Source organism: Dyadobacter chenwenxiniae (genome assembly GCF_022869785.1).
Taxonomy (GTDB): domain Bacteria; phylum Bacteroidota; class Bacteroidia; order Cytophagales; family Spirosomataceae; genus Dyadobacter; species Dyadobacter chenwenxiniae.
This window is the reverse complement of sequence record NZ_CP094997.1, coordinates 3400275-3421299: the sequence shown is the minus strand read 5'-3', so window position 1 is coordinate 3421299 and position 21025 is coordinate 3400275. Positions and strand designations below refer to the sequence as shown.

The following is a 21025-nucleotide window of genomic DNA, read 5'->3' as shown; positions in this document are numbered from 1 at the left end:
TATTACTATTCACGAAAATAGATGATACTTTTGTTAAATATGTCGTGAACTCCGTGAAAATAGAAGCTTTAGACAACGAAGTCGGATTGTTAAATGAGATATCGGCTGGAAGCGAAACGGCTTTTGCTACGCTGTTCCACTGGTATCGTGATAAGGTATACGCCATTGCATTCCGGATTACCAAATCCAATTTTATGGCGGAGGAAGTGGTCCAGGACATTTTTTTAAAACTTTGGGTAAAGAGAGAAGAGTTGGCTGAGATAGCTGCTTTTGAAGATTACCTTTTTATTATAACCCGTAACCAGGTTTTTTCTGCACTTAAAAAAATTGCCCGCCAGCAGCAATTAGTCCTTGATCTCAAAGCTGAACTGCCTTCCTTCGAAAACTCCACCTATGAACGCATTGATGGCAAGGAGCTGGAAGAAATTTTGCATCAGGCCGTGGAGCTGCTTCCCGCCCAGCAGAAGCAAATTTACCTGATGAGTAAAGAGCAGGAATTGAAACGCGACGAAATTGCCAAGGTCCTTCGTATTTCTTCTGAAACGGTTAAAACGCATCTGGCCAGAGCATTAAGGCACATCAGAGCTTACAGCAAGCTCAGGCTGGATGTTACCATCTCGTTATTGTTACTATTCTTGATAAAAATTTAACTTTTTTTATTTCTGTTGTCACCCGAAGCCAGTTGACAGGAGTCTTTATGTGTGAAGGTCTGATACAGGCCTGTCCGTAACCCAATGAAGTTATGCGCGATCCACGCCTGGACGATCTGTTTTACCGGTATTGTGAAAAGAAAATCACTGACGATGAGCGGGATGAGCTCATGTCGCTCCTGATGCTGGAAGAAAACCAGGCGCAGATCAACGGACTGATCGACCAGTTTATCCGCGACGACGATACGGAACATCGGCTGTCCGACGAGACGGCGGATGACATTTTGCAATCCATCTTTTCGGCAACGGCCCAGCCCGGGCGAAATGCTTACAAGCCTATCCAGGAGGAAGAAATCGACAACACACGCACCCGGCCGTTGTGGATTTTTAAGCTGGTTGCTGCGGCAGTGGTGTTGCTGCTCGTTTACGGAGGTTATCATTCATTTGACAAAAGCCCTAAAAAAGCGCCGGTTGCGGCAATGAGCAGTGTTTACGGCGGCGATGTAAAGGCAGGCGGCAACAAAGCGAGTCTGACGCTTGCGAACGGAGAGACTTTTGATCTTGCGACCATTACACAAAACAACCTGCAAAGTCAGCCGGGGACAATGATCGATAAGGATAAGGGTGAAATCACTTATAACAAAGTGACCGGAAAAGGAGCGGTGACTCCCTATAACATTCTCAGAACTCCCCTTGGCGGGCAATACAAAATCGTGCTGCCGGATGGATCAAGGGCCTGGCTCAATGCAGCATCGAGCCTGAAATATCCAACGGCTTTTACAGGCACGCACCGCAATGTTGAAATGAGCGGCGAGGTTTATTTTGAAATAGAACCCAACAAGAAAATGCCCTTTCAGGTGAAGGTTACGGATACCAAAACCAAAGGCAAGGACATGGAAATCACTGTTTTGGGAACGCATTTTAACATTAGTTCCTATGGTGACGAGCCTACAATGCAGACAACCTTGCTGGAAGGTTCGGTGCGGGTAAAGAAGGATAATGTTGTGAAAGTGTTGCGCCCGGGCCAGCAGGCGCAGGTGGTGACGGGTGAGCCGGTAAGGGATATCGCTATAAACAAAGTAGACCCGGAAAGCGTGGTTGCCTGGAAAGAAGGACGGTTTGAGTTCAACGGAAATATTCGTGAGATCATGCGACAGATCTCGCGCTGGTATGACCTGGATGTGAAATATGAAGGCGACGTGGAGCGAAAATCCTTTGCAGGCACAATTTCACGAAAAAACAATGTGTCGGAAGTGCTGAAAATGCTTGAACTGACGGGCGGGATCCAATTCCGGATCGAGGACCGTAAAATTACCGTGAAGAATACAGATTAAAATACCTTCAACTAAACGCTAATCTTAACATATGAAAACCGTAAATTCTTCCTAACCGGCGTTTACAGGATTTTCAAAAAAAACCGGATGCGTTGCGACCGCACCCGGCCAGACTTGATTAATCCTGAGATCATTGGACAACGATACATTCACTTTAACCAAGCATACAAACTTATGAAATTTGTATACAAAGGCAAAACAGTTCCATGGGGCGCGTATATAGGTGTGCGTTCGAATGGGCCAGTCAATGCCATAGGCAAACGAACCGACTTTGGCAAAGTCCTCCTGACCATGAAATTAACCGTGTTGATATTTCTGATTGGTACATTGCAGGTGTTGGCAGAAGACACTTATGCCCAGCAGATATCGCTGAAAAAGAAAGATGCGACTTTACTGGAAGTGCTCAAAACCGTCCGTAAACAAACGGGTTACCTGTTCATATGCGACCTGGATATGCTGGCCCAAGCTCAGAAAGTGAATGTTAGCGCAGAAAATGCGCCGATGAAGGAGGTGTTGGATGCCTGTTTCAAAGATCAGCCGCTGACATACAGCATTGTAGATAAAACGATTATCGTTAAAAAGAAAAAAGAACCGATCCGTAAAGCCAGGGAGGAAGCCAGCTTGAAAGAGGCTTACCACTTCACCTCCGACAGGGTCTTGAAAGAGCGCATGACCGAGCTGATGCGCAGAAAAGTCGACCTCGATGCTATTTTTGACATGAGCGTTGGCGGAAAAGTAATGGACGAAAAAGGCGATCCGCTCGCGGGTGTGAATGTGATTCAAAAGGGCACGCAGCGTGGCAGTTCCACGGATGCAAAAGGGCTTTACAACATTGATATCACCGATGCAGACGCCGTGCTCATCTTTTCGTTTGTAGGATTTACTTCTCAGGAAGTGATTGTGGGCCGCCGCAGCAACATTGATGTGACGTTGAAAGTAGACAATAAGGCGCTGGAAGAGGTGGTTGTTGTGGGTTATGGCACGCAAAAGCGATCCGATCTGACCGGTGCGGTCTCATCCGTAAAAGCCGAAGACATCAAAAGTCTGCCGGTTCGCAGTGTAAATGAGGCGCTGCAGGGACGTGCGGCTGGTGTGCAGGTAACCCGTAATGATGGTTCTCCCGGCGCCTCGTCCGACATTGTGATTCGTGGTGTAGGCTCCATCGGCGGAATGTCGCCATTATATATTGTGGACGGAATCCGCATGTCGGCGGGCAATAATTTCAATTTGCAGGATGTGGAATCGATTGAAATCCTGAAAGATGCGAGCGCGGCTGCAATTTATGGCGCGCAGGCTGCCGGTGGCGTCGTGCTGGTAACAACCAAACGCGGCACGCAGGGTTCCGATAAAATGAATATCAATTTCAATGCTTATTATGGTGTCCGCCAAGCCCGAAACCTATATAAAATGCTCAATACGGCCGATTATGTGGCAGCGAAATCTGCTTTCGGCGTAAATACAAGTGGCTGGGGCGATCCTTCGACCCTGGCAGACAATGACTGGGCAGATCAGGTTTATCAGAATGGGAGCGACCAGAGCTATTCACTTTCCCTTTCAGGGGCGACAGCTAAAACGAACTATTATCTATCGGCCAACTATCAGCGTGAAGGCGGAACAATGATTGACAACTCGTTTGAACGTTATGGCCTTCGCTCTAATGCGGATTTCAAAATCAATAACCGTCTGAAAGTGGGTGAAACCTTATACGCATGGCGAACAGGCACCAATCCTGTCCAGACAAGCACGTTCCCATTCCGCTCGGCGCCGCTTGTGCCCGTTTATGACCCCACGAATCCGGTCGGCGGATGGGCTAAAACAGGAACATTTTTTACAGGCCCGAACCTGGTTGCCAATGAGCTTATTAATCATGCAAAAAACATTCAGTATGCCTTGGAAGGCAATGTTTATCTGGATTGGGAAATTGTTAAAGGACTGAACTTTCGTTCCACTTTTGGTGCCTCGATTTACAGCAGTGCTAATTACAAATTCACCGAAGCATATGATTTTGGCACATTAAAGAATGTCAATGCGTTTCTGAGCCGTGATTTGGACAATTCCCGCAATCTTACAGGCAACTTTGTATTAACGTATGGTAGAGTTTTTGGCCGTCATGATATCAAGGCAATGGTTGGTTATGAAGCCTACCAATCTGATCTGAGCAATTTGCATGGTGAGGCCCAGGGTTTTCAGGTGATCACCTACAATTTGGGAATGACCACGAACCCGAGCACATTCAAAGCCAGTGGCGGGGAATTTCCGCAAACCCGTTTGCTTTCACAGTTTGGCCGGATCAACTACGCATTTGCTGATAAATATCTGTTCACCGCAAATGTCCGCCGTGATGGCTCCGATAGGTTTGGTCCCGCCAATAAATGGGGCGTATTTCCTTCTTTTTCTGCGGGTTGGAGAATTAGCGAAGAAGCATTTGTCCGCGATAACCTGCCACAGGTTTCCAACCTGAAACTGCGCGCCAGTTACGGCAAGCTTGGAAGCACATCCAGCATTCCGCAATACACCTATCAGGCTTCCTACGGAGGAAGCGGCGGCACGAACATTCTTGGCTTACCCGATGGAAGCCGTGCAAAAGGGTATGCTTTGACTGCACAATTGCCGAACGAAGACATCAAATGGGAACAAGTAAACCAGACCGACGTTGGGTTGGAAGTGGGATTATTTAAAAACGCTTTGAACATTACCGCCGACTGGTACAGCCGCCAGACTGAGGACATGATTTACCAGGTGCCCGTGCCGGTTTCATCCGGTTTCTATGGAACAAATGGCGTGTTTACGAACATTGGCCAGATGAGCAACAAGGGGGTGGAGCTGACTGTTGATTACCGAGGAAAAACGAAAGATTTCACCTACGCAATCAATGTTAATGCAGCATTTAACCGCAATTTGGTAAAACAATTGAGCGGCACAAACAACAACCCGATCAACGACGGAGCAGCTGGTGATTATCTCGAAAGCACTGTAACCCGCACACAAGCGGGCAGACCATTAAGCCAGTTTTACGGATACATTGTCGACGGGATATTCCAAAGCGATGCCGAAGTGGCTTCCCTGAACCAGAAAGCGCAGGAGGCCTCGGCTGCAGCCGGAGGCTCTTCCACAGGCATTTATTACCAAAGTGCAGGGACAGGAGCCGGTGACCTTCAGTTCAGGGATTTGAATGGTGACGGCCGCATTACGATCAATGACAAAACGTTTATCGGCAACCCGTGGCCTAAAATGACTTACGGTTTCTCGATCAACTTGGGTTGGAAAGGCATTGATCTGCAAGCCATGTTCCAGGGTGTACAGGGAGTTGATGTTTTCAATGCGAACAAGTATTATACCCAGTTTTTTGTGGGTGACTACAACACGACGCGTGACATTTTCAACACCTCGTTTTTCAACGGCGGAGGCCTGACCGATCAGCCTCGCATCGGCACCACGGACGCTTCCGGCAATTATGTGCGCGACCCGAACTCGAACTACACCCGCATTTCATCATTCGTTGTTGAAAACGGTTCATTTTTGAAACTCCGTAACCTTCAGATAGGCTACACGCTGCCTTCGGATCTGGTGAAACAATGGAAAATGACTGGCTTGCGTATTTATTTACAGGGACAAAACCTGCTCACGTTCACCAAATATTCGGGTCTTGATCCGGAAATCCTGGGAAGGAACGGAACAACTGCCCGCGGCCTGGATACGATTTATTCCTATCCCCGCACACGGCTGCTTTCCATGGGTATCGACCTGAGTTTTTAACTGATAAAAAGCAATCATGGCAATGAAAATATTCCAAAAACTAATGCTGTTTGTCGTTCTTACGGCAATGGCCTCCTGCAGCGAAGACTTTGTAAATGTTGTTAATCCGGGCGCGCTCGCTCCTTCACAATATCCGGCGTCGGTTTCCGATCTGGAACAGTTGCTGACGGGCGTTTATGCAACACAACACGCCAGTGGCCTTTACGGGCACACAATGTTGGCCAAAAACCTGTTTTTGTGGGATCACACCACCGATCTGAGCTGGCAGGGAACGCCTACCTGGATCCAGATGGGACAGAACAATTCCCAGCCTAACGACAGCTTCCTTTACGACACCTGGCGTGAATTATGGCGCGGCGTGCAACGTTCCAATGCATTGCTTGCCGGCATCGAAACTTACCGCCAGAAAGCGCCGCAGGATGGCGCCGCGATCGACCAGATCAAGGGCCAGGCTTTGTTTTTGCGCGCCTGGTATTATTTCTATCTGACCTCTATTTGGGGAGAAGGCTTTAATGCAGGCACGGAAGGCGGTAAGATGGGCGTTCCGATCATTACCGAAGTGGCAATTGGTCTGGACCAGACGCAGGTTCCGCGCAAAACCGTAAAGGAGAGCTGGGACTTCATTATAAGTGATCTGAAAACGGCTGAAACATTGCTTGCTGGTGTGAACTGGACGGGCGCAACAGATAAATACAAGGTCTCAGGTTGGGCTGTTAAGGGATTTTTAGGTAAAATTTACGCTTATCAGGCCGACTGGGCAAATGCTAAAACTTACCTGGCGGATGTGATTACCAAGAGTGGCAAGTCGCTGACAACATTCGATGTGTATAAGGATATGTTCAATGGCAAGAACGAGTTTACCTCCGAATCGCTTTTTGAACTAAACCTGAATGTGGACATGACCTCACGTGGCGGGGATGATCAGTCGATGGGATCGAGCCTGGGCATGGTGATCGCACCGACTTATGTGGCTGATAACGGCGGACAAGCCGCTTCGGCCTGGTCGAATGTGTTTCCTCATGCGAAAAACATTGCGCGTTTCGGCTTTGCGGAGGGGCATTATTTCAAACCGGGAACGACCAGTGCGAACATCGCCAATGTTGATCCGGCATACATTACCCGTTCGCTGGATGCACGCAAAAAGCAAACGGTGGATCCGCGGCTTTGGGTTGCCTGTTACCAGCCATATGTTGATTCGATGATCGTGAGTGGTAAAAAGCGTCCGATTTCACATTATCTGGATGTTAGCGAGACGGATATGGAGGCATGGAGTTTCCGTAAATTTACCAATCCGCTTGGCACGGAAGCGGAGATTAACATGGCTAATGGTGCCAATATTCCGTGGCTGCGGCTGGCCGATATTTACTTGCTATATGCCGAAACATTGAGCCATTCAGGGGACAATGCGATGGCTTTGGAATACATTAACAAGGTGAAACGAAGGGCATATGGTTTGCCTGTCAATGCACCCTCGGGGATTGACTATAAAAGTCTGACCGGACTAACCAAAGCCAGCGATGCAGTCCTGAAAAACGATCCGCTTAAATACGAGCGCTGGGCTGAGCTTTTCGGTGAAGGCCATTGGTGGCTGGATGTGCGAAGGTGGCAGATTGGCGACAAGGAAGCCGCTTACTATCAGCGTATTCGCGGCGGGACCATTCAGTGGGAAGCCACCGATTATGCCCAGCCGATCCCGATCAACGAGGTTACAGCTAATGTGAATATGAAGCAGAACGCAGGGTATTAATCCGTAAATTAGGCGGCACGATCATTCAGCCTTAATGTTATCTTGAATTGCTTTATTAATGATTTTGAAACGCCAGTCAATTATTAAAATGGTTGCTGTGTTAATGCCCTTTTTGGCGCTTCTGGTGCTGGAAGGGGCATTGCGCTTATTTGGTTACGGACATGATCTGAGCGTTTTTACAGCCGATCCGGGCAGGAAAGGATATCTGGTGCTTAATAAATATGCATCTGAAAAGTATTTTGCAAACCAAAAAAATGCTACGATAGGCAATTTCGAGCCTTTTCTTGCCAAAAAAGCGACGGGCACATTCCGGATATTTGTGCTGGGTGAGTCCACGACCATTGGTTATCCCTACATGAACAACGGCTCGTTTCACCGGTGGCTGCAATTCCGGCTCATGCACACCTATCCTGACCGGGATTTCGAGATCATTAATCTGTCATTGACCGCTGTCAATTCTTATACAGTGCTTGATTTTGCCAAAGGCGTTATTGCCTGCGAGCCTGATGCTGTGCTGGTTTACACAGGTCATAATGAATATTACGGCGCAATGGGCGTCGCGGCGACAAGCGGCATCGGGCACAGCCGCCTGTTGGCAAAGTTGCTGATGAGTCTGCGGGAATTTCGCGTGACGCAATTAATAAATGCGATGACCAGCGGCATAAGTGGCTTGTTTTCAGGAGAGGTGGATTTACGCGAGAACCTGATGAAAAGGATGGCCGAAGGCCAGCAGGTTGCATTTGAATCCGCGGATTATAAGGCTGGTATTGAGCAGTTTAGGGTAAACGTGGATGAGTTGGCACGGGTAATGAGCGAAAAAGGCATTCCGTTGCTGATCAGTAATTTGGTTAGTAACGAAAAAGATCTGAAACCATTTATCAGCATTCCGGATGAGCAGGGCAGGACAGCTGAAATGCACTACAAATTGGGTTTGGATAAATACAAGCAAGGTGATTATACCCACGCAAAAAAAGAACTGGTGCTTGCCCGGGAGCACGATGCATTGCGTTTCCGGGCGCCGGAGGTTTTAAACGACATTATCCGTAATACAGCAAATCGTCACAAGGGCATTACGCTTATTGACACAAAACAGCTTTTTGAACAGCATTCTCCGCATCACATTCTTGGTCAGGAAACGCTTCTTGAACATGTGCATCCTAATCTGCTGGGTTATGCATTGCTTTCGGAGGCATTTTATCAAAGCATGAAAAGGGCAGGGCTTCTTCCGCCGGTTTCTGTTGAAATGTCGCTGGCAACGTTGCGCGCCCGGATGCCCATTACCCGCGTCGATTCGTTAAAAGGAGCTTACGAAGTAATGATTCTGAAAGAAGGCTGGCCGTTCAACATTCCGATGCCGGCAGCGGAAAAGCAGGAAAAAACAGAGGAAGAAAAGCTCGCGGGAGGCTTGGTCGTAAAGCAAATTTCCTGGCGCGATGCGATGGCGCGCTTGCGGCAACATTACATCGCCGCGCACGACACCGCGAATGCATTACGTGTCGCAGAAGCACTCGCGCTGGATAATCCGCTGGACCCATTGGCATTTGACCAGGCGGGGAATTTAAGCGCAGTTTTAGACCAAAATCAGCAAGCTGTAACTTATTTCTCCAAAGCATTCCGACTTGAAAACAGTTTTGCACGCGCGAAAGCACTGTTTGTCTTGCTGCTAAAAATGGATCGGCCCGAGACTGCATTGCCCTACATTGCCTACGCAGCCGCTCACAACAGTTCCGGTTTCAGCCTTAACGAGCTATACACTTCCGTCGGACAAATAAATGAGTTGAAAAAACAATATACGGCCGACTCCGGCAATGTGCAGCTTGCCAACAGCCTTGCAGCAGGTTATCTTAAATTTGCAAATGCAGCCGCCGCAAAGAAATACATTCGCAGGGCATTGGAGATCGACCCCGACAATGTGAACGCACAGGCATTGTTACAACAGGTTCGTAGTATAAGGTAAGGGCTTAGCTGGCCAATTGATTCAAAACGTAAAAGTTGTATAGGAAGAACTGCGCAGTCGGTTAAGTTTTTGCACCATGGGAAGAATCACTGGCGAATATCGGTCGTCTTATAAAAGACTGCGCTCGGCACCGAATTTCAAGCGCTCATCTCGGTGCATTTGCAGTGCTGGCTAACTTCCATCAAATTTGCAGGTATTTTTCCCTGACAAAGATGATTAGTCGGCTGACTTCGAAGCAGAAATGGAAATTGGCGATCAAGTTGTTTTTGATGTACTCGCCCCTGCTTTTTTATGTGAATATGCCCCAAACGGAGCATAATGGTGCTAGTATCGTTTATTTTCTCCCCTTCTTTATACTTTTCAGCTTAGTCGGCCTGGGGATGTACTTTATATGGATCACCGCCACCGACTGGTTACAAAGATATCTTTTTAAACGCTTTGGGCTGGAAATCCTTTTGGAATCCGGTTGGCAGGAAATTGTACTGACGGTAGCAATTTCATTGGGTCTCGCCGTGCTATATAGTCTTGTTTTTCAATTGGTTATGAAATCAGTGGCTTTCCTGATTTTTCCTGTATTACAAAGTACTAACGCATTACCGAAAGGGGAACCCTTCTTACCGGAAGTGATGGATTATGTCCACCGGGCAAACAATGGATTTTCGGTGGCGATCATGCTGTCGATATTCTACCTGATCATCAATACCAGGTCTTCCCAGCAATTGAAAAGTATCCAGCTTCAAACAGAACGCCTCGAAAAAGAGGCGGCGATGAGCCAGTTTGAAGCATTGAAAAATCAGCTGAGCCCCCATTTTCTGTTCAATAGCCTGAGTATTCTTACCTCACTCGTCCATGAAGATGCGGACCTTTCCGAGCAGTTTGTCAAGCGGCTTTCCAAGGCTTACCGCTACATTTTAGAGCAGCGGGACATGGCATTGGTTTCCCTGGCTGTGGAGCTGGACTTTATAGCGTCTTATACTTTTCTTCTGCAAATGCGTTTTGAAGACAAATTCCAGGTCGTTATCGACGTGCCCGTAGACCTTTCGGCCCACTATTGCATTGCCCCGCTTTCCTTGCAAATGCTGGTTGAAAATGCAGTGAAACACAACCGGATGTCGATCCAGGAACCATTAAAAGTCCGGATTTATCTGGAAAATGAATATTTGATTGTAGAAAATCCAATCCAGCCGCGCGATCAGCCGGAGGACTCAACGGGCGTGGGCCTGCACAATATTACCAATCGTTACTCGCTGCTGACCGATCATAAAGTCTGGTATGGTGAGCAAAATGGATCATTTGTTGTCCGAATCCCCCTTTTAACATGAATGTAGTAATCATCGAAGACGAAGCCCGCACCGCGCGGCAATTGGAGCGGATGCTGAGAAAATATGATCCGAACATAAAGCTTTCTGCTACATTGCCTTCTGTAAAAGAGGCAGTTAGCTGGTTTAATGAGAGCCCGCTGCCCGACCTGGTTTTCATGGATATCCATCTGGAAGACGGGCTGGCTTTTCGGATTTTTGAACAAATTTCACTGACTGTCCCCATCGTCTTCACAACGGCGTATGATGAATATATGCTGAAAGCATTTAAGGTCAACAGCATTGATTACCTTTTGAAGCCGGTCGATTATGATGAGCTGGCGGCATCCATTGAAAAATTCAGAAACCTCCGGCCTGAGCAGCCCAACATGAATTCTCTTTTCCGCCTGATTGAAGCCCGCCAGTCTGCCAGTTACCGCGAACGCTTTATGATCACCATCGGGCACAAGATATGGAGCATTGATGTTTCGAATGTCGCGTATTTTTTCTCCGAGGAAAAAGCGACCACGCTTGTCACCATTGATGACAAACATTATCCGGTGGAATACAGCCTCGACCAGCTGCTTACTATGGTTGACCCAAACCATTTTTTCAGGATAAACCGGCAATTTTTAGTGTCGAGACGAGCCATACAGCACATTCATGTGTATTCAGTAGGCAGACTAAAAGTGGATTTAATTCAGTCTCCTAAACAGGATGTTTTTGTGAGCATGAGCAGGCTTTCCGAGTTTAAGGACTGGCTTGGCCGCTGATCTTCACTGTACTCTTCCACTCAAAACCTTCACTCGTCGGATCGGATCCGGTGCTCCTCCCGATTCGTTTTTTCTCCTTCATCCGGCACGCCAACTTTGCATCATCTCGCAGACCAGGCCGGATCAAAATAGCCGAGTCGCCTATTCCTACCTGGCCGGCAAAACATGCTAATATTTCTTAGAGTAACTTGTTATGGTATTAAAAGAACATGCTCAGGTCCTGAGCGTAATTTTTGTAACCCTATGCTTATTAAGTGCCTGTGGAAACAATGAAAAGAAAACAGGCATGCCCGGACCAGGTTCCGGCCCTCCCTCATCTGGAATGCCCGGAATGCCTGAGTCTCCCAAAACGTATTCCGTTTTAACCCTGGAACCCCGGCAGGTCACGTTATATGACGAATACCCCGCAACCATGCAGGGGAAAGAAAATGTCGAAATCAGGCCAAAAGTGGATGGCTACGTGGAAGCGATTTATGTAGACGAAGGGGCCTCCGTTACCAAGGGACAGCGTTTATTCCGGATCAATGCGCCCCAATATTCAGAAGATGTCCGCACTGCCGAAGCACAAATCGTAACGGCCCGCTCAGAAGTGGATGCAGCGCAGATGGCCGTCAACAAAGTACGGCCATTGGTTGAAAAGGACATTATCAGCAAATATGAACTGGAGTCGGCTGAATACACGCTGAAATCCAAACAGGCCACCCTCGTACAGGCTCAAAGCAGCCTGGCGAATGCAAAAACAAACTTAGGATACACGGTGCTGACAAGTCCGGTGAATGGCGTTGTCGGAACCATACCTTATAAAATCGGAAGCCTGGTAAGCAGCACGACCACCGAGCCACTGACAACGGTCTCCAATATCAGTTCGATGTATGCTTATTTTTCATTGAATGAAAAGCAGCTGCTTAGCCTGATACGCGAAGTCCCTGGCAAAACGTTTCAGGACAAACTTTCAAAGATCCCGGAGGTTTCTCTACTATTGTCTGATGGATCGGCTTACCAGCAAAAAGGTCGGGTTAAAACCAGTACGGGCCAGATCAGTACCGAAACCGGCTCCATGCAGCTACGTGCCACATTTACTAATCCGCAAGCCTTGTTGCGTTCCGGCAACAGCGGGAAGGTACGAATTCCAAAAACGATTGATTCTGCCATGGTGGTGCCACAGAGCGCGACCTACGAACTGCAAGGTAAACGGTTCATTTACACGGTCGGTGCAGACAGCGTCGCCCACAATACCGAGATCGACGCCTCGCCTACGTCCGACGGTAAATATTTCGTAGTGGAGCGGGGTGTCGGTGCCGGGGCCCAGGTTGTTCTGGACGGAGTCACCAATTTGAAAGACGGGGCTAAAATCGTTTCGAAGAAAGTGCAGCCTTCCACTATCTATGATCAGCCTTAAATCAAAAGGCATTTTCCAATACACTTATGCTTAAAATATTCATTGAGCGACCCGTTCTCTCAACTGTTATCTCCGTATTCATTGTCCTGCTGGGGATTCTCGGACTTACTTCGCTGCCTATTGAGCAATATCCGGATATATCTCCGCCCACCGTCCAGGTTTCCGCCAGTTACGCCGGTGCGAACGCGGATGTCGTATTGAACAGCGTCATCGTTCCGCTGGAAGAACAAATTAATGGGGTGGAAGGCATGACTTACATGACCTCATCTGCTACCAATGATGGCGGGGCTACCATTAGTGTTTATTTTGATGTGGGTACTGATCCCGACCAGGCGGCTGTGAACGTGCAGAACCGGGTATCCAGCGCTTCAAGTCTGCTTCCTCAGGAAGTGACAAAAGCGGGGGTGACCGTGCGCAAGCAACAGAGCAGTATGCTGCTGATATTCGCCCTTTACAGCGATAATCCGGAATACGATCAGACATTCCTGCAAAATTTCGCCCAGATCAACCTGGTTCCACAGGTGAAGCGGGTGAGCGGCGTTGGTAATGCGAGTGCATTCGGCTCGCGTGATTATGCCATGCGGATCTGGCTCAAACCAGACGTGATGTCGCGTTACGGGCTTGTGCCAGAAGACATTACATCTGCTCTGGGTGAGCAGAATGTTGAGGCAGCTCCGGGCAAATTCGGAGAAAATGGCGACCAGAGCTTTCAGTATGTGATACGCTACTCCGGAAAGTTGAAATCTGAGGCAGCATTTGGCGATATCGTTCTTAAAGCCTCTTCGACAGAGATACTCCGGCTTAAAGATGTGGCACGGATCGAACTCGGGTCTCAGTCATACAGCAGCACAACGGCTTTGAAAGGAGGTAAACCGGCAGTCGGGATTGCGATCAGTCAGACAGCCGGGTCGAATGCACGTGAGGTGATTAATAACTCCAAAAAGGTTATTGAAGAGGCTGAAAAATCATTTCCAAAAGGGATCCATTATACTACACTGGTGGATGTGAACGAGTTTTTAGATGCCAGCATTGAAAAGGTGATCATCACGCTACTAGAATGCTTCGCGCTGGTTTTTCTAGTCATCTTCATCTTTCTTCAGGATTTTCGCTCGACGCTCATTCACGGTATTTCGGTTCCTGTTTCCATCATAGGCACATTCTTTTTCCTTTACCTTTTCGGTTTTAGTATCAATTTGCTTACGCTGTTTGCACTTGTATTGGCCATTGGTATTGTGGTCGATGATGCCATCGTAGTAGTAGAGGCCGTGCATGCCAAGCTGGAACAGGGTAACCGAACGCCGAAACAAGCAGCCGTAGAAGCGATGAGCGAAATCACAGGGGCGATCGTCTCGATTACCCTGGTCATGGCGGCCGTGTTCTTGCCGGTTACTTTTATCGGCGGCTCGACCGGTGTTTTTTACAAACAATTCGGCATTACCCTTTCTGTCGCTATCCTAATTTCCGCAGTCAATGCACTGACACTTTGCCCGGCACTGGCCGCACTGTTTTTAAAGGCGCCGCATGCAGGCGACCGTCCGCCGAAGAACTTTCTGGAAAAGTTCGGTCTGGCCTTCAATGCGGCTTATGATGCCATGATCGCGAAATACACACGCTCGGTTCAATTTCTTATCGGCAGAAAGTGGATTGCTATCGGTGCTACTGCCATGTTTTGTGGTGTGTTGTACTATTTGATGACGACAACCCCGTCGAGCTTTGTGCCCGACGAAGATATGGGGACCATTTTTGTCAATGTAACCCTTCCTGCCGCCTCGTCGCTCGAACGTACGCAGAAGGTAATGCGCCAGGTGGATAGTCTGGCGCGCACGATTCCTGAACTGGAAAACGACCTTCAAATTTCGGGACAAAATTTTCTGGCCGGTACCGGGAGCGCGTATGGGATGATCATTTTGGAATTAAAGGCCTGGGGCGAACGCAAGGGAGTCAGTAATCAGGACGTGATTCAAAGTCTGATGCAAAAAACCTCCGGCATCCAGGACGCAAGCATTCTGGCCATTTCACTTCCGACCATTACCGGCTTCGGTACAACGGGCGGCTTTTCCTTTCAGTTACAGGATAAAGGAGGGCACAGCACGGACGAGTTCTTTAAAGTGTCCGAAGACTTTTTGAAGGCATTGAATGCACGCCCTGAAATCCAGTTTGCTGCGACTTCTTTCAACCCAAATTTCCCCCAGTATCTGCTGGAAGTGAATGTGCCTAAAACCAAAGAGTCAGGGATTTCGGTATCATCCATCCTTTCGGCGATGCAAAGCTATTATGGCGGAAATTACGCCAGCAACTTCAACCAGTTCGGCAAGCAGTTCCGCGTGATGATACAAGCCGATACCACTTACCGGGCTAATCCAGAGGGGCTTAACAGCGTATTTGTAAAGACGGCCACGGGAAACATGGCCCCGATCACCGAATACATCTCATTAAAAAGAGTTTACGGGCCGGAAAGTATTTCACGTTTCAATTTATTTACTTCCATATCTGTCAACGGGTCGCCCAAAGATGGTTATAGTTCCGGCGAAGCATTGGCGGCCATCCAGGAGGTAGCTGCACAACATCTACCGACAGGTTACGGCTACGAATACTCGGGTATCAGCAGGGAAGAACAAAACAGCGGTACGCAATCCGCTTACATTTTCATGCTCTGTCTGGTGTTCGTGTACTTTCTGCTCAGCGCCCAATACGAAAGTTACATCCTGCCATTTGCCGTTCTGCTTTCCCTTCCTGTCGGGCTGGTAGGTTCATTTCTGTTTGCCAAATTGATGGGGATCGATAACAACATTTACATGCAGATCTGCTTGATCATGCTGATCGGGCTGCTGGCTAAGAACGCTATCTTGATTGTGGAGTTTGCGATTGAGCGTCGCCGGCACGGGATGGCCCTGGTGACTGCGGCCATTGAAGGATCGAAAGCCCGGCTTCGTCCGATCCTGATGACCTCCTTTGCATTCATCTTTGGGCTGATGCCGCTGCTTTTTGCGAGTGGGGCAGGTGCAAATGGCAATAAATCCATTGGGGCAGGCGCGATTGGCGGTATGCTGATGGGCACGTTGCTTGGGGTGTTCCTCGTTCCGGTGCTTTTCATTTTATTCCAGGGTTTACAGGAACGCATCAGCGGCCCGCCGACCACATCAGACGATATCATCATTGACAAAACCACTTCCGGAATCGCCTGAGTGACGAGACCAATGGTGGAATTTATAAAATTCAATTTATCAAAATCAATGAAAAAAATAGGGAGAGGTCCGTGCTTTGCTTTATTACTGATGGCGATGCTTGCATCCTGTCGGGTAACAAAACCTTATCGACAACCTGAAACGGCGGTCGAAGGTCTTTACAGGGGCGTCAAGGCAGCCGACACGACCAACATCGCACATCTTTCCTGGCGGGAGATGTTTACCGATACCGTGCTGCAGGGACTAATCAGCAAGGGCATCAACAACAACCTGGACCTGAAAATCGCAGTTACGCGTATCCAGTCTGCGGAGGCCAACTTGCGCCAAAGTAAACTCGCATTATGGCCATCGCTGAGTGTGAGCCCTTCTTTCACGCTTTCCAAAACATCTTCTGCACAGTTGCGTTCTTTCAACATTCAAGGTGACGACTCCGGAGGTGGCGGTGCCACTACTGTCATTCCTACCGTCAAACAGTACGCGCTGACGGCCAGTACGAGTTGGGAGGCCGATGTTTGGGGCAAGCTGCGCAGCACCAAGAGGGCTTATCTGGCCTACTTCCTGCAAAGCGAAGCCTACAAACGATCCGTTCAGACGCAGCTCGTTGCTGACATTGCGACGAATTACTTCGCCTTGCTTGCCTACGACCAGCAACTGCGGATTACCCAGGAAACTATTGAGATCAGAAGATCAGATGTGCAGACAATGAAGGAGCTTAAACAGGCGGCCCGAGTAACAGGTGCAGATGTCGTACAAAGTGAATCCAACCTGTACGCTGCCGAAGTTTCCCTTCCCGATATCAGGCAAAATATCCGGGAAACCGAAAACGCACTCAGCGTGCTGCTGGCTATCCCGCCGGACAGCATCCCGCGTACGCGGCTCGATGAACAACTGCGCGATGGCTCATTGCAGACGGGCATTCCGGCACAGTTACTTGCAAACAGGCCAGATGTGCAGCAGGCAGAGTATTCATTTCGCAATGCATTTGAGCTAACTAATGTGGCCCGTACTTACTTCTACCCCTCACTGAGCATTACCGGCACCGGGGGCTTTGCTACCGCTAATACACTCTCTAATTTCTTTACAGGAACATTCTATGGCAACTTGGTTGCCGGACTGACGCAGCCCATTTTCAGTCAGGGCGAAATCAAGCGGAGGCTCAGGACAGCAGAGGCAACACAGGCAGAAGCCTATTTTACTTATCAATCGACCTTATTGACTGCGGGGCAGGAAGTTTCAAACGCGCTTTATTCACATCAGATGGCGGTTGAAAAATCAATGAAGCGTCAGCAGCAACTGGAGGCACTGGCAAAGGCCGTATCCTATACAAAGGAATTTGTCCGCTATACATCCAATACCAATTTTACAGATGTGCTGACCTCTGAGCAAAACCTGCTTGCAGCCCAGCTCAACGGTGTGGATGATACGCTGCAGCGGTTGCGAAGCATTGTTCAGCTCTACCGCGCTCTGGGCGGCGGCTGGCGTTAACTTTCGAAGTGTCTCTTACCTGGCGAACCGAACCCTTCACGCAGCGGACTCTCCATGCCAAGTTGAGTAATGTTTGATTTTTTAATCCGACAAATCACTTGCTGTTAATCCAGTTTCAGAGTTCTTGCCCCTTCGTTGAATAAAGCTATTACATATAATCGGATTTAAGGATTGGTGCAAAAGTGATGATCTCGAAAATAGGTCAGGCTCTTGCGGCCTTTTTGTAGGGTGACCGGATGGTAAGTTTTGAAGCCTTTTTTCGGAGAATATAATCGCTGAATTGGCCTACCGTTTGGAGTTCATGGTATTCGTCATCGGGTATCGTAATACAAAACATATCCTCCATTTGAATCACCAGATCCACGATATCAAGGCTGTCAAAACCGAGATCTTTCGAAAGATGTGCATTGTTGGTAATCGCATTGAAAGGTAAGCCGGAATTAATGGCCAGTAAGGCCCTTAGTTGCTCTTTCATCTGAATATTATGGGGTTTAAATTATGGAAAATTCCCGTAAAAATTCATTGCATAGCGCATTGCCTTTGGCTTGGTTTATTATGATGGAGCAGAAATGATTTAAGCTTTTCCCAACTCATACAGATTCTTCAAATTGTCCCCAAACTGATTTCCTATGGGGATCTCTTTTTCGGCTATTCTTAATTTCCTCTTTTGGAACGCGCTAATTTTCTCGATTGAAACAATATAAGATTGATGAACTCTGCAAAAGCTATCAGCTGGCAGAAGCGCGCAAATTCCTTTTACATTCATCCGGGTAAGCAGCGGGTTGGCCCTCGAATTCGTATATATTTTTACATAATCTTTCATTCCCTCGATATAAAGAATGTCGGAATACAGAACTTTAATTGTTTGATATTCTGATTTAACAAATAGTGCTCCCTGCTCGTCAACAGATTTTTTATTCGGCAGTTTCATTTGATGCATTGAAACTGCTTTTCCGCTTGCGGAAACGAGCCGTTCAAAAGAAATGGGTTTTAATAAATAATCTACCACATTCAATTCAAAAGCTTTTACCGCATATTGCTCAAAAGCTGTCGTAAGAATAACCATTGGTGGGTTCGATAGTTGCGACAGGAGTTGTAAACCTGAAAGTCCCGGCATGTGTATATCCAGAAAAATCAGGTCGAAGTCCGCGTAGTCAAGAACTCGTCTGGCATCCACGGCACTCCTGCAAGTTTTAACTAAATTTAAGGTTTCAATTTTGCGGATATCATCTGCCAGAATCTCCAATGCAAAAGGCTCGTCATCTACGGCCAGACATCTCATTTTGTCCATAATTCAGACTTAATTTAAGTATGACAGAAAAAAGCGATTGATCGTGATGTATTGTCAACGCGTGAGTCAGTGGATAATAGAGTTCCAATCTTCTCTTCACATTTGGCAATCCCTGGCCTGTTCCGGGCATCTGTTCATCGTTTGACAAATCAAAGCATTGATTTGAACAGATAAATAGCAATTCATTTTCTTTCACGGACAGATGAATTGTTATTTTCGAAGGCTGTTCAGAATGAACTCCAAACTTAAATGCATTTTCAACAAACGGCATAAAAAGCAGGGGTTCTATTTTAATGTTTTCATAGTCGCCATCACAATTGAAGTCGACCTCTGTCTTTGCATGAATCCGCAGTTTTTGCAAATTCACATATCGATTTAGATATGTTATTTCCTCTTTAAGATCTACTTTATGATGGGTAACCTGAAAAAGCATGTATCGGAGGATTTCAGCTAATTCCATGACTGAAACTTCGGCTTGATCGGATTTTGTTCTGGTAAGCCAGCGGATGTTGTTGAGTGTATTAAAAAGAAAATGGGGGCTGATTTGGAGACGAAGGACGGCTAGTTCTGCACTTGTTTTTTCGTACAATATCTGTTGACTAAACGCTTGCTGACGTAACCTGTCCGTTAAAACTGCCCAGAGTGAGCTGGAAAGGATAATGAGCATAAACAGGAGTGAATTTGCGAAAAGCTGGTGTGGGCTTGGAAATGTATCTGCCGAAATACTTTCCAAAAACGGATCGTGGGCATGCGTATTTGCAAAATACTTTTGCAGGTCCTCCTGAACACCTTTTAGTAAAAAATAATCAAGCAGAATTACCAGGACAAGCATTGCCGCCAGGTAAAGTAAAAAGCGGGTTAAATTCCTTGTCCATAATAACCGGGGAGTTAAATGAAATAGATTTAGATAAAATATGCCAATAAAAACCAGGTTAATAATTACTCTGGTGACGAACAGATAATTGACATAAAACCTTGGAAGGTGTTCAAAAACAGGAGCGGGTAAAATTAAAGGAGATGTGAAGAAAGCTAGCCAGCCGGTTACGTGTAACCAGAATCGGTAATTGAGCAGAAATCGAAGGTAATTGAATTTTTGCCCGAATAGTGCAGTCATAATGTATTGTGATTTATAATAATCTATACCTGAGAACGGGCTATTTTGTTGCAGCGGTGCAGCTGCCATAGTCGAACATTATGGCAATAAATCAGAAGTAAAATTTCTTCCCCCTGCCAGCCACAGCAGCCACATTAAAAAAACCTACAACAGCCGATCCGTTTGCATTGGAATTGACAATATTCGTTGAGACATTCGCCAGCGGAGCGGAGGTGAAAAGCTCTGAAATGCCACCCATTCTATCAGCCTGCGAGACGACCTCGGCCAGATAATTAAACGAGACCAGGTTAATGGAATGGATTTCAACATATATCGTATCACCATTGGACAACGGAGATACGGGCCTGTCGTCATCGTCAAAGTTATTTGCATTGATCCCTACTCTGACCGGCGTGATGAATGTTACGCCATCGAAGCCGCTGCCTGATGAAGTTCCTGCATCGTAGGCCGTGGTGATTTCACTTGCTTTGTTGAGTAACTGGCCATTCTTATAAGCTCTGAGCCAATATGTATCTCCTTTACCCGCCGGATCTGTTGACCAGAATTCGGCGCGGTAGATGTCGTCCATCATACCCTGACCTTCTGTATATGATAAGGTTAGGCTATCCACAGACGGAACACGGTTCATGGCTGAGGTCGCAGTGTAAGTTTCACCCTTATAGATCACTTTCAACGTATAGCGTTGGCCGACCCCGGCCAGTGTTTCTCCCTTTTTTGGTTGCCAGCTGTAAGCGCCGTTCCCGCTTTTGGGGTCTTCGGTAAATTCGTAAATGCGCCCGTTGTTATCTGTAACGGTCACCGTTGCCCCGGTAACTGCTGGCGGCAAGGTGTTATTTTCGAAATAATCCTGGGTGAGGGTCAGATAAATGTGTTGGGTTTCGGGCTTATTATTAATCCACGCGTCTATGTTGAGTATCGGGTTCGCAGTGGAAATATTCAGATCAATTTCATCGTCACAACTCCACAAAAACGGAATGCTTAGGAGGCATACGAACCTTAAACAGGTTTGAAAGGCTGTTAATTTCATAGATAATGT

General features: G+C 47.4%; 14 protein-coding genes. 10 read left to right on the top strand and 4 right to left on the bottom strand.

Going from position 1 to position 21025, the window contains the following annotated elements; genetic code table 11:
* Positions 1 to 53: 53 nt before the first annotated feature.
* The 10 genes from MUK70_RS14610 (at position 54) to MUK70_RS14565 (ending at position 17584) form a co-directional block, all read left to right on the top strand.
* Positions 54 to 650 (top strand): RNA polymerase sigma factor, encoded by a 597-nt coding sequence (locus MUK70_RS14610; RefSeq protein WP_234653240.1) that lies wholly within the window; start codon positions 54 to 56, stop codon positions 648 to 650.
* Between the two features lie 92 nt (positions 651 to 742).
* Positions 743 to 1984 (top strand): FecR family protein, encoded by a 1242-nt coding sequence (locus MUK70_RS14605; protein WP_234653238.1) that lies wholly within the window; start codon positions 743 to 745, stop codon positions 1982 to 1984.
* Between the two features lie 174 nt (positions 1985 to 2158).
* A complete protein-coding gene (locus MUK70_RS14600) occupies positions 2159 to 5740 on the top strand; it encodes a TonB-dependent receptor (RefSeq protein WP_234606555.1) in 3582 nt (1193 codons plus the stop codon).
* Positions 5741 to 5762: 22 nt separating this feature from the next.
* The gene (locus tag MUK70_RS14595) at positions 5763 to 7487 is read left to right on the top strand and encodes a RagB/SusD family nutrient uptake outer membrane protein (RefSeq protein ID WP_234653235.1); all 1725 of its coding nucleotides are present in this window, start codon (positions 5763 to 5765) and stop codon (positions 7485 to 7487) included.
* A gap of 103 nt (positions 7488 to 7590) precedes the next feature.
* Positions 7591 to 9444, top strand: a complete 1854-nt coding sequence (locus tag MUK70_RS14590) for a GSCFA domain-containing protein (RefSeq protein ID WP_234653234.1) — start codon at positions 7591 to 7593, stop codon at positions 9442 to 9444.
* A 212-nt stretch (positions 9445 to 9656) separates the two neighbouring features.
* Positions 9657 to 10766: a sensor histidine kinase gene (locus MUK70_RS14585; protein ID WP_234653232.1), complete on the top strand. Its 1110-nt coding sequence runs from the start codon at positions 9657 to 9659 to the stop codon at positions 10764 to 10766.
* Positions 10763 to 11515 (top strand): LytR/AlgR family response regulator transcription factor, encoded by a 753-nt coding sequence (locus MUK70_RS14580; protein ID WP_234653230.1) that lies wholly within the window; start codon positions 10763 to 10765, stop codon positions 11513 to 11515. Before MUK70_RS14585 ends, MUK70_RS14580 begins: the two co-directional genes overlap by 4 nt.
* 193 nt (positions 11516 to 11708) lie before the next feature.
* Entirely contained in the window at positions 11709 to 12914 is a 1206-nt protein-coding gene (locus MUK70_RS14575) for an efflux RND transporter periplasmic adaptor subunit (protein WP_234653229.1), read from the top strand.
* A gap of 26 nt (positions 12915 to 12940) precedes the next feature.
* Positions 12941 to 16099: an efflux RND transporter permease subunit gene (locus MUK70_RS14570; RefSeq protein ID WP_234653227.1), complete on the top strand. Its 3159-nt coding sequence runs from the start codon at positions 12941 to 12943 to the stop codon at positions 16097 to 16099.
* 48 nt (positions 16100 to 16147) lie between these two features.
* On the top strand, positions 16148 to 17584 hold the full coding sequence (locus MUK70_RS14565) for an efflux transporter outer membrane subunit (protein WP_234653225.1): 1437 nt from the start codon (positions 16148 to 16150) through the stop codon (positions 17582 to 17584).
* 202 nt (positions 17585 to 17786) lie between these two features.
* Here MUK70_RS14565 and MUK70_RS14560 read toward each other — a convergent pair whose 3' ends face one another.
* The 4 genes from MUK70_RS14560 to MUK70_RS14545 all read right to left on the bottom strand — a co-directional run bounded on the left by MUK70_RS14560 (position 17787) and on the right by MUK70_RS14545 (position 21016).
* Entirely contained in the window at positions 17787 to 18059 is a 273-nt protein-coding gene (locus tag MUK70_RS14560) for an acyl carrier protein (protein ID WP_234653223.1), read from the bottom strand.
* 99 nt (positions 18060 to 18158) lie between these two features.
* Complete coding sequence (locus MUK70_RS14555) at positions 18159 to 18875, bottom strand: LytR/AlgR family response regulator transcription factor (RefSeq protein WP_234653222.1); 717 nt, start codon at positions 18873 to 18875, stop codon at positions 18159 to 18161.
* Entirely contained in the window at positions 18844 to 19989 is a 1146-nt protein-coding gene (locus MUK70_RS14550; RefSeq protein ID WP_234653220.1) for a sensor histidine kinase, read from the bottom strand. The genes MUK70_RS14555 and MUK70_RS14550 overlap by 32 nt, the downstream gene beginning before the upstream one ends.
* 91 nt (positions 19990 to 20080) lie before the next feature.
* On the bottom strand, positions 20081 to 21016 hold the full coding sequence (locus MUK70_RS14545) for a DUF4249 domain-containing protein (RefSeq protein ID WP_244784846.1): 936 nt from the start codon (positions 21014 to 21016) through the stop codon (positions 20081 to 20083).
* Positions 21017 to 21025 lie beyond the last annotated feature (9 nt).

What these genes read in the sequence shown, in the direction of transcription:
- MUK70_RS14600 (WP_234606555.1), top strand. Translation starts at nt 2,159, where the DNA reads ATGAAATTTGTATACAAAGGCAAAACAGTTCCATGGGGCGCGTATATA.
- MUK70_RS14590 (WP_234653234.1), top strand. Translation starts at nt 7,591, where the DNA reads ATGCCCTTTTTGGCGCTTCTGGTGCTGGAAGGGGCATTGCGCTTATTT.
- MUK70_RS14605 (WP_234653238.1), top strand. Translation starts at nt 743, where the DNA reads ATGCGCGATCCACGCCTGGACGATCTGTTTTACCGGTATTGTGAAAAG.
- MUK70_RS14555 (WP_234653222.1), bottom strand. Translation starts at nt 18,875, where the DNA reads ATGGACAAAATGAGATGTCTGGCCGTAGATGACGAGCCTTTTGCATTG.
- MUK70_RS14595 (WP_234653235.1), top strand. Translation starts at nt 5,763, where the DNA reads ATGAAAATATTCCAAAAACTAATGCTGTTTGTCGTTCTTACGGCAATG.
- MUK70_RS14565 (WP_234653225.1), top strand. Translation starts at nt 16,148, where the DNA reads ATGAAAAAAATAGGGAGAGGTCCGTGCTTTGCTTTATTACTGATGGCG.
- MUK70_RS14570 (WP_234653227.1), top strand. Translation starts at nt 12,941, where the DNA reads ATGCTTAAAATATTCATTGAGCGACCCGTTCTCTCAACTGTTATCTCC.
- MUK70_RS14585 (WP_234653232.1), top strand. Translation starts at nt 9,657, where the DNA reads ATGATTAGTCGGCTGACTTCGAAGCAGAAATGGAAATTGGCGATCAAG.
- MUK70_RS14560 (WP_234653223.1), bottom strand. Translation starts at nt 18,059, where the DNA reads ATGAAAGAGCAACTAAGGGCCTTACTGGCCATTAATTCCGGCTTACCT.
- MUK70_RS14575 (WP_234653229.1), top strand. Translation starts at nt 11,709, where the DNA reads ATGGTATTAAAAGAACATGCTCAGGTCCTGAGCGTAATTTTTGTAACC.
- MUK70_RS14580 (WP_234653230.1), top strand. Translation starts at nt 10,763, where the DNA reads ATGAATGTAGTAATCATCGAAGACGAAGCCCGCACCGCGCGGCAATTG.
- MUK70_RS14545 (WP_244784846.1), bottom strand. Translation starts at nt 21,016, where the DNA reads ATGAAATTAACAGCCTTTCAAACCTGTTTAAGGTTCGTATGCCTCCTA.
- MUK70_RS14550 (WP_234653220.1), bottom strand. Translation starts at nt 19,989, where the DNA reads ATGACTGCACTATTCGGGCAAAAATTCAATTACCTTCGATTTCTGCTC.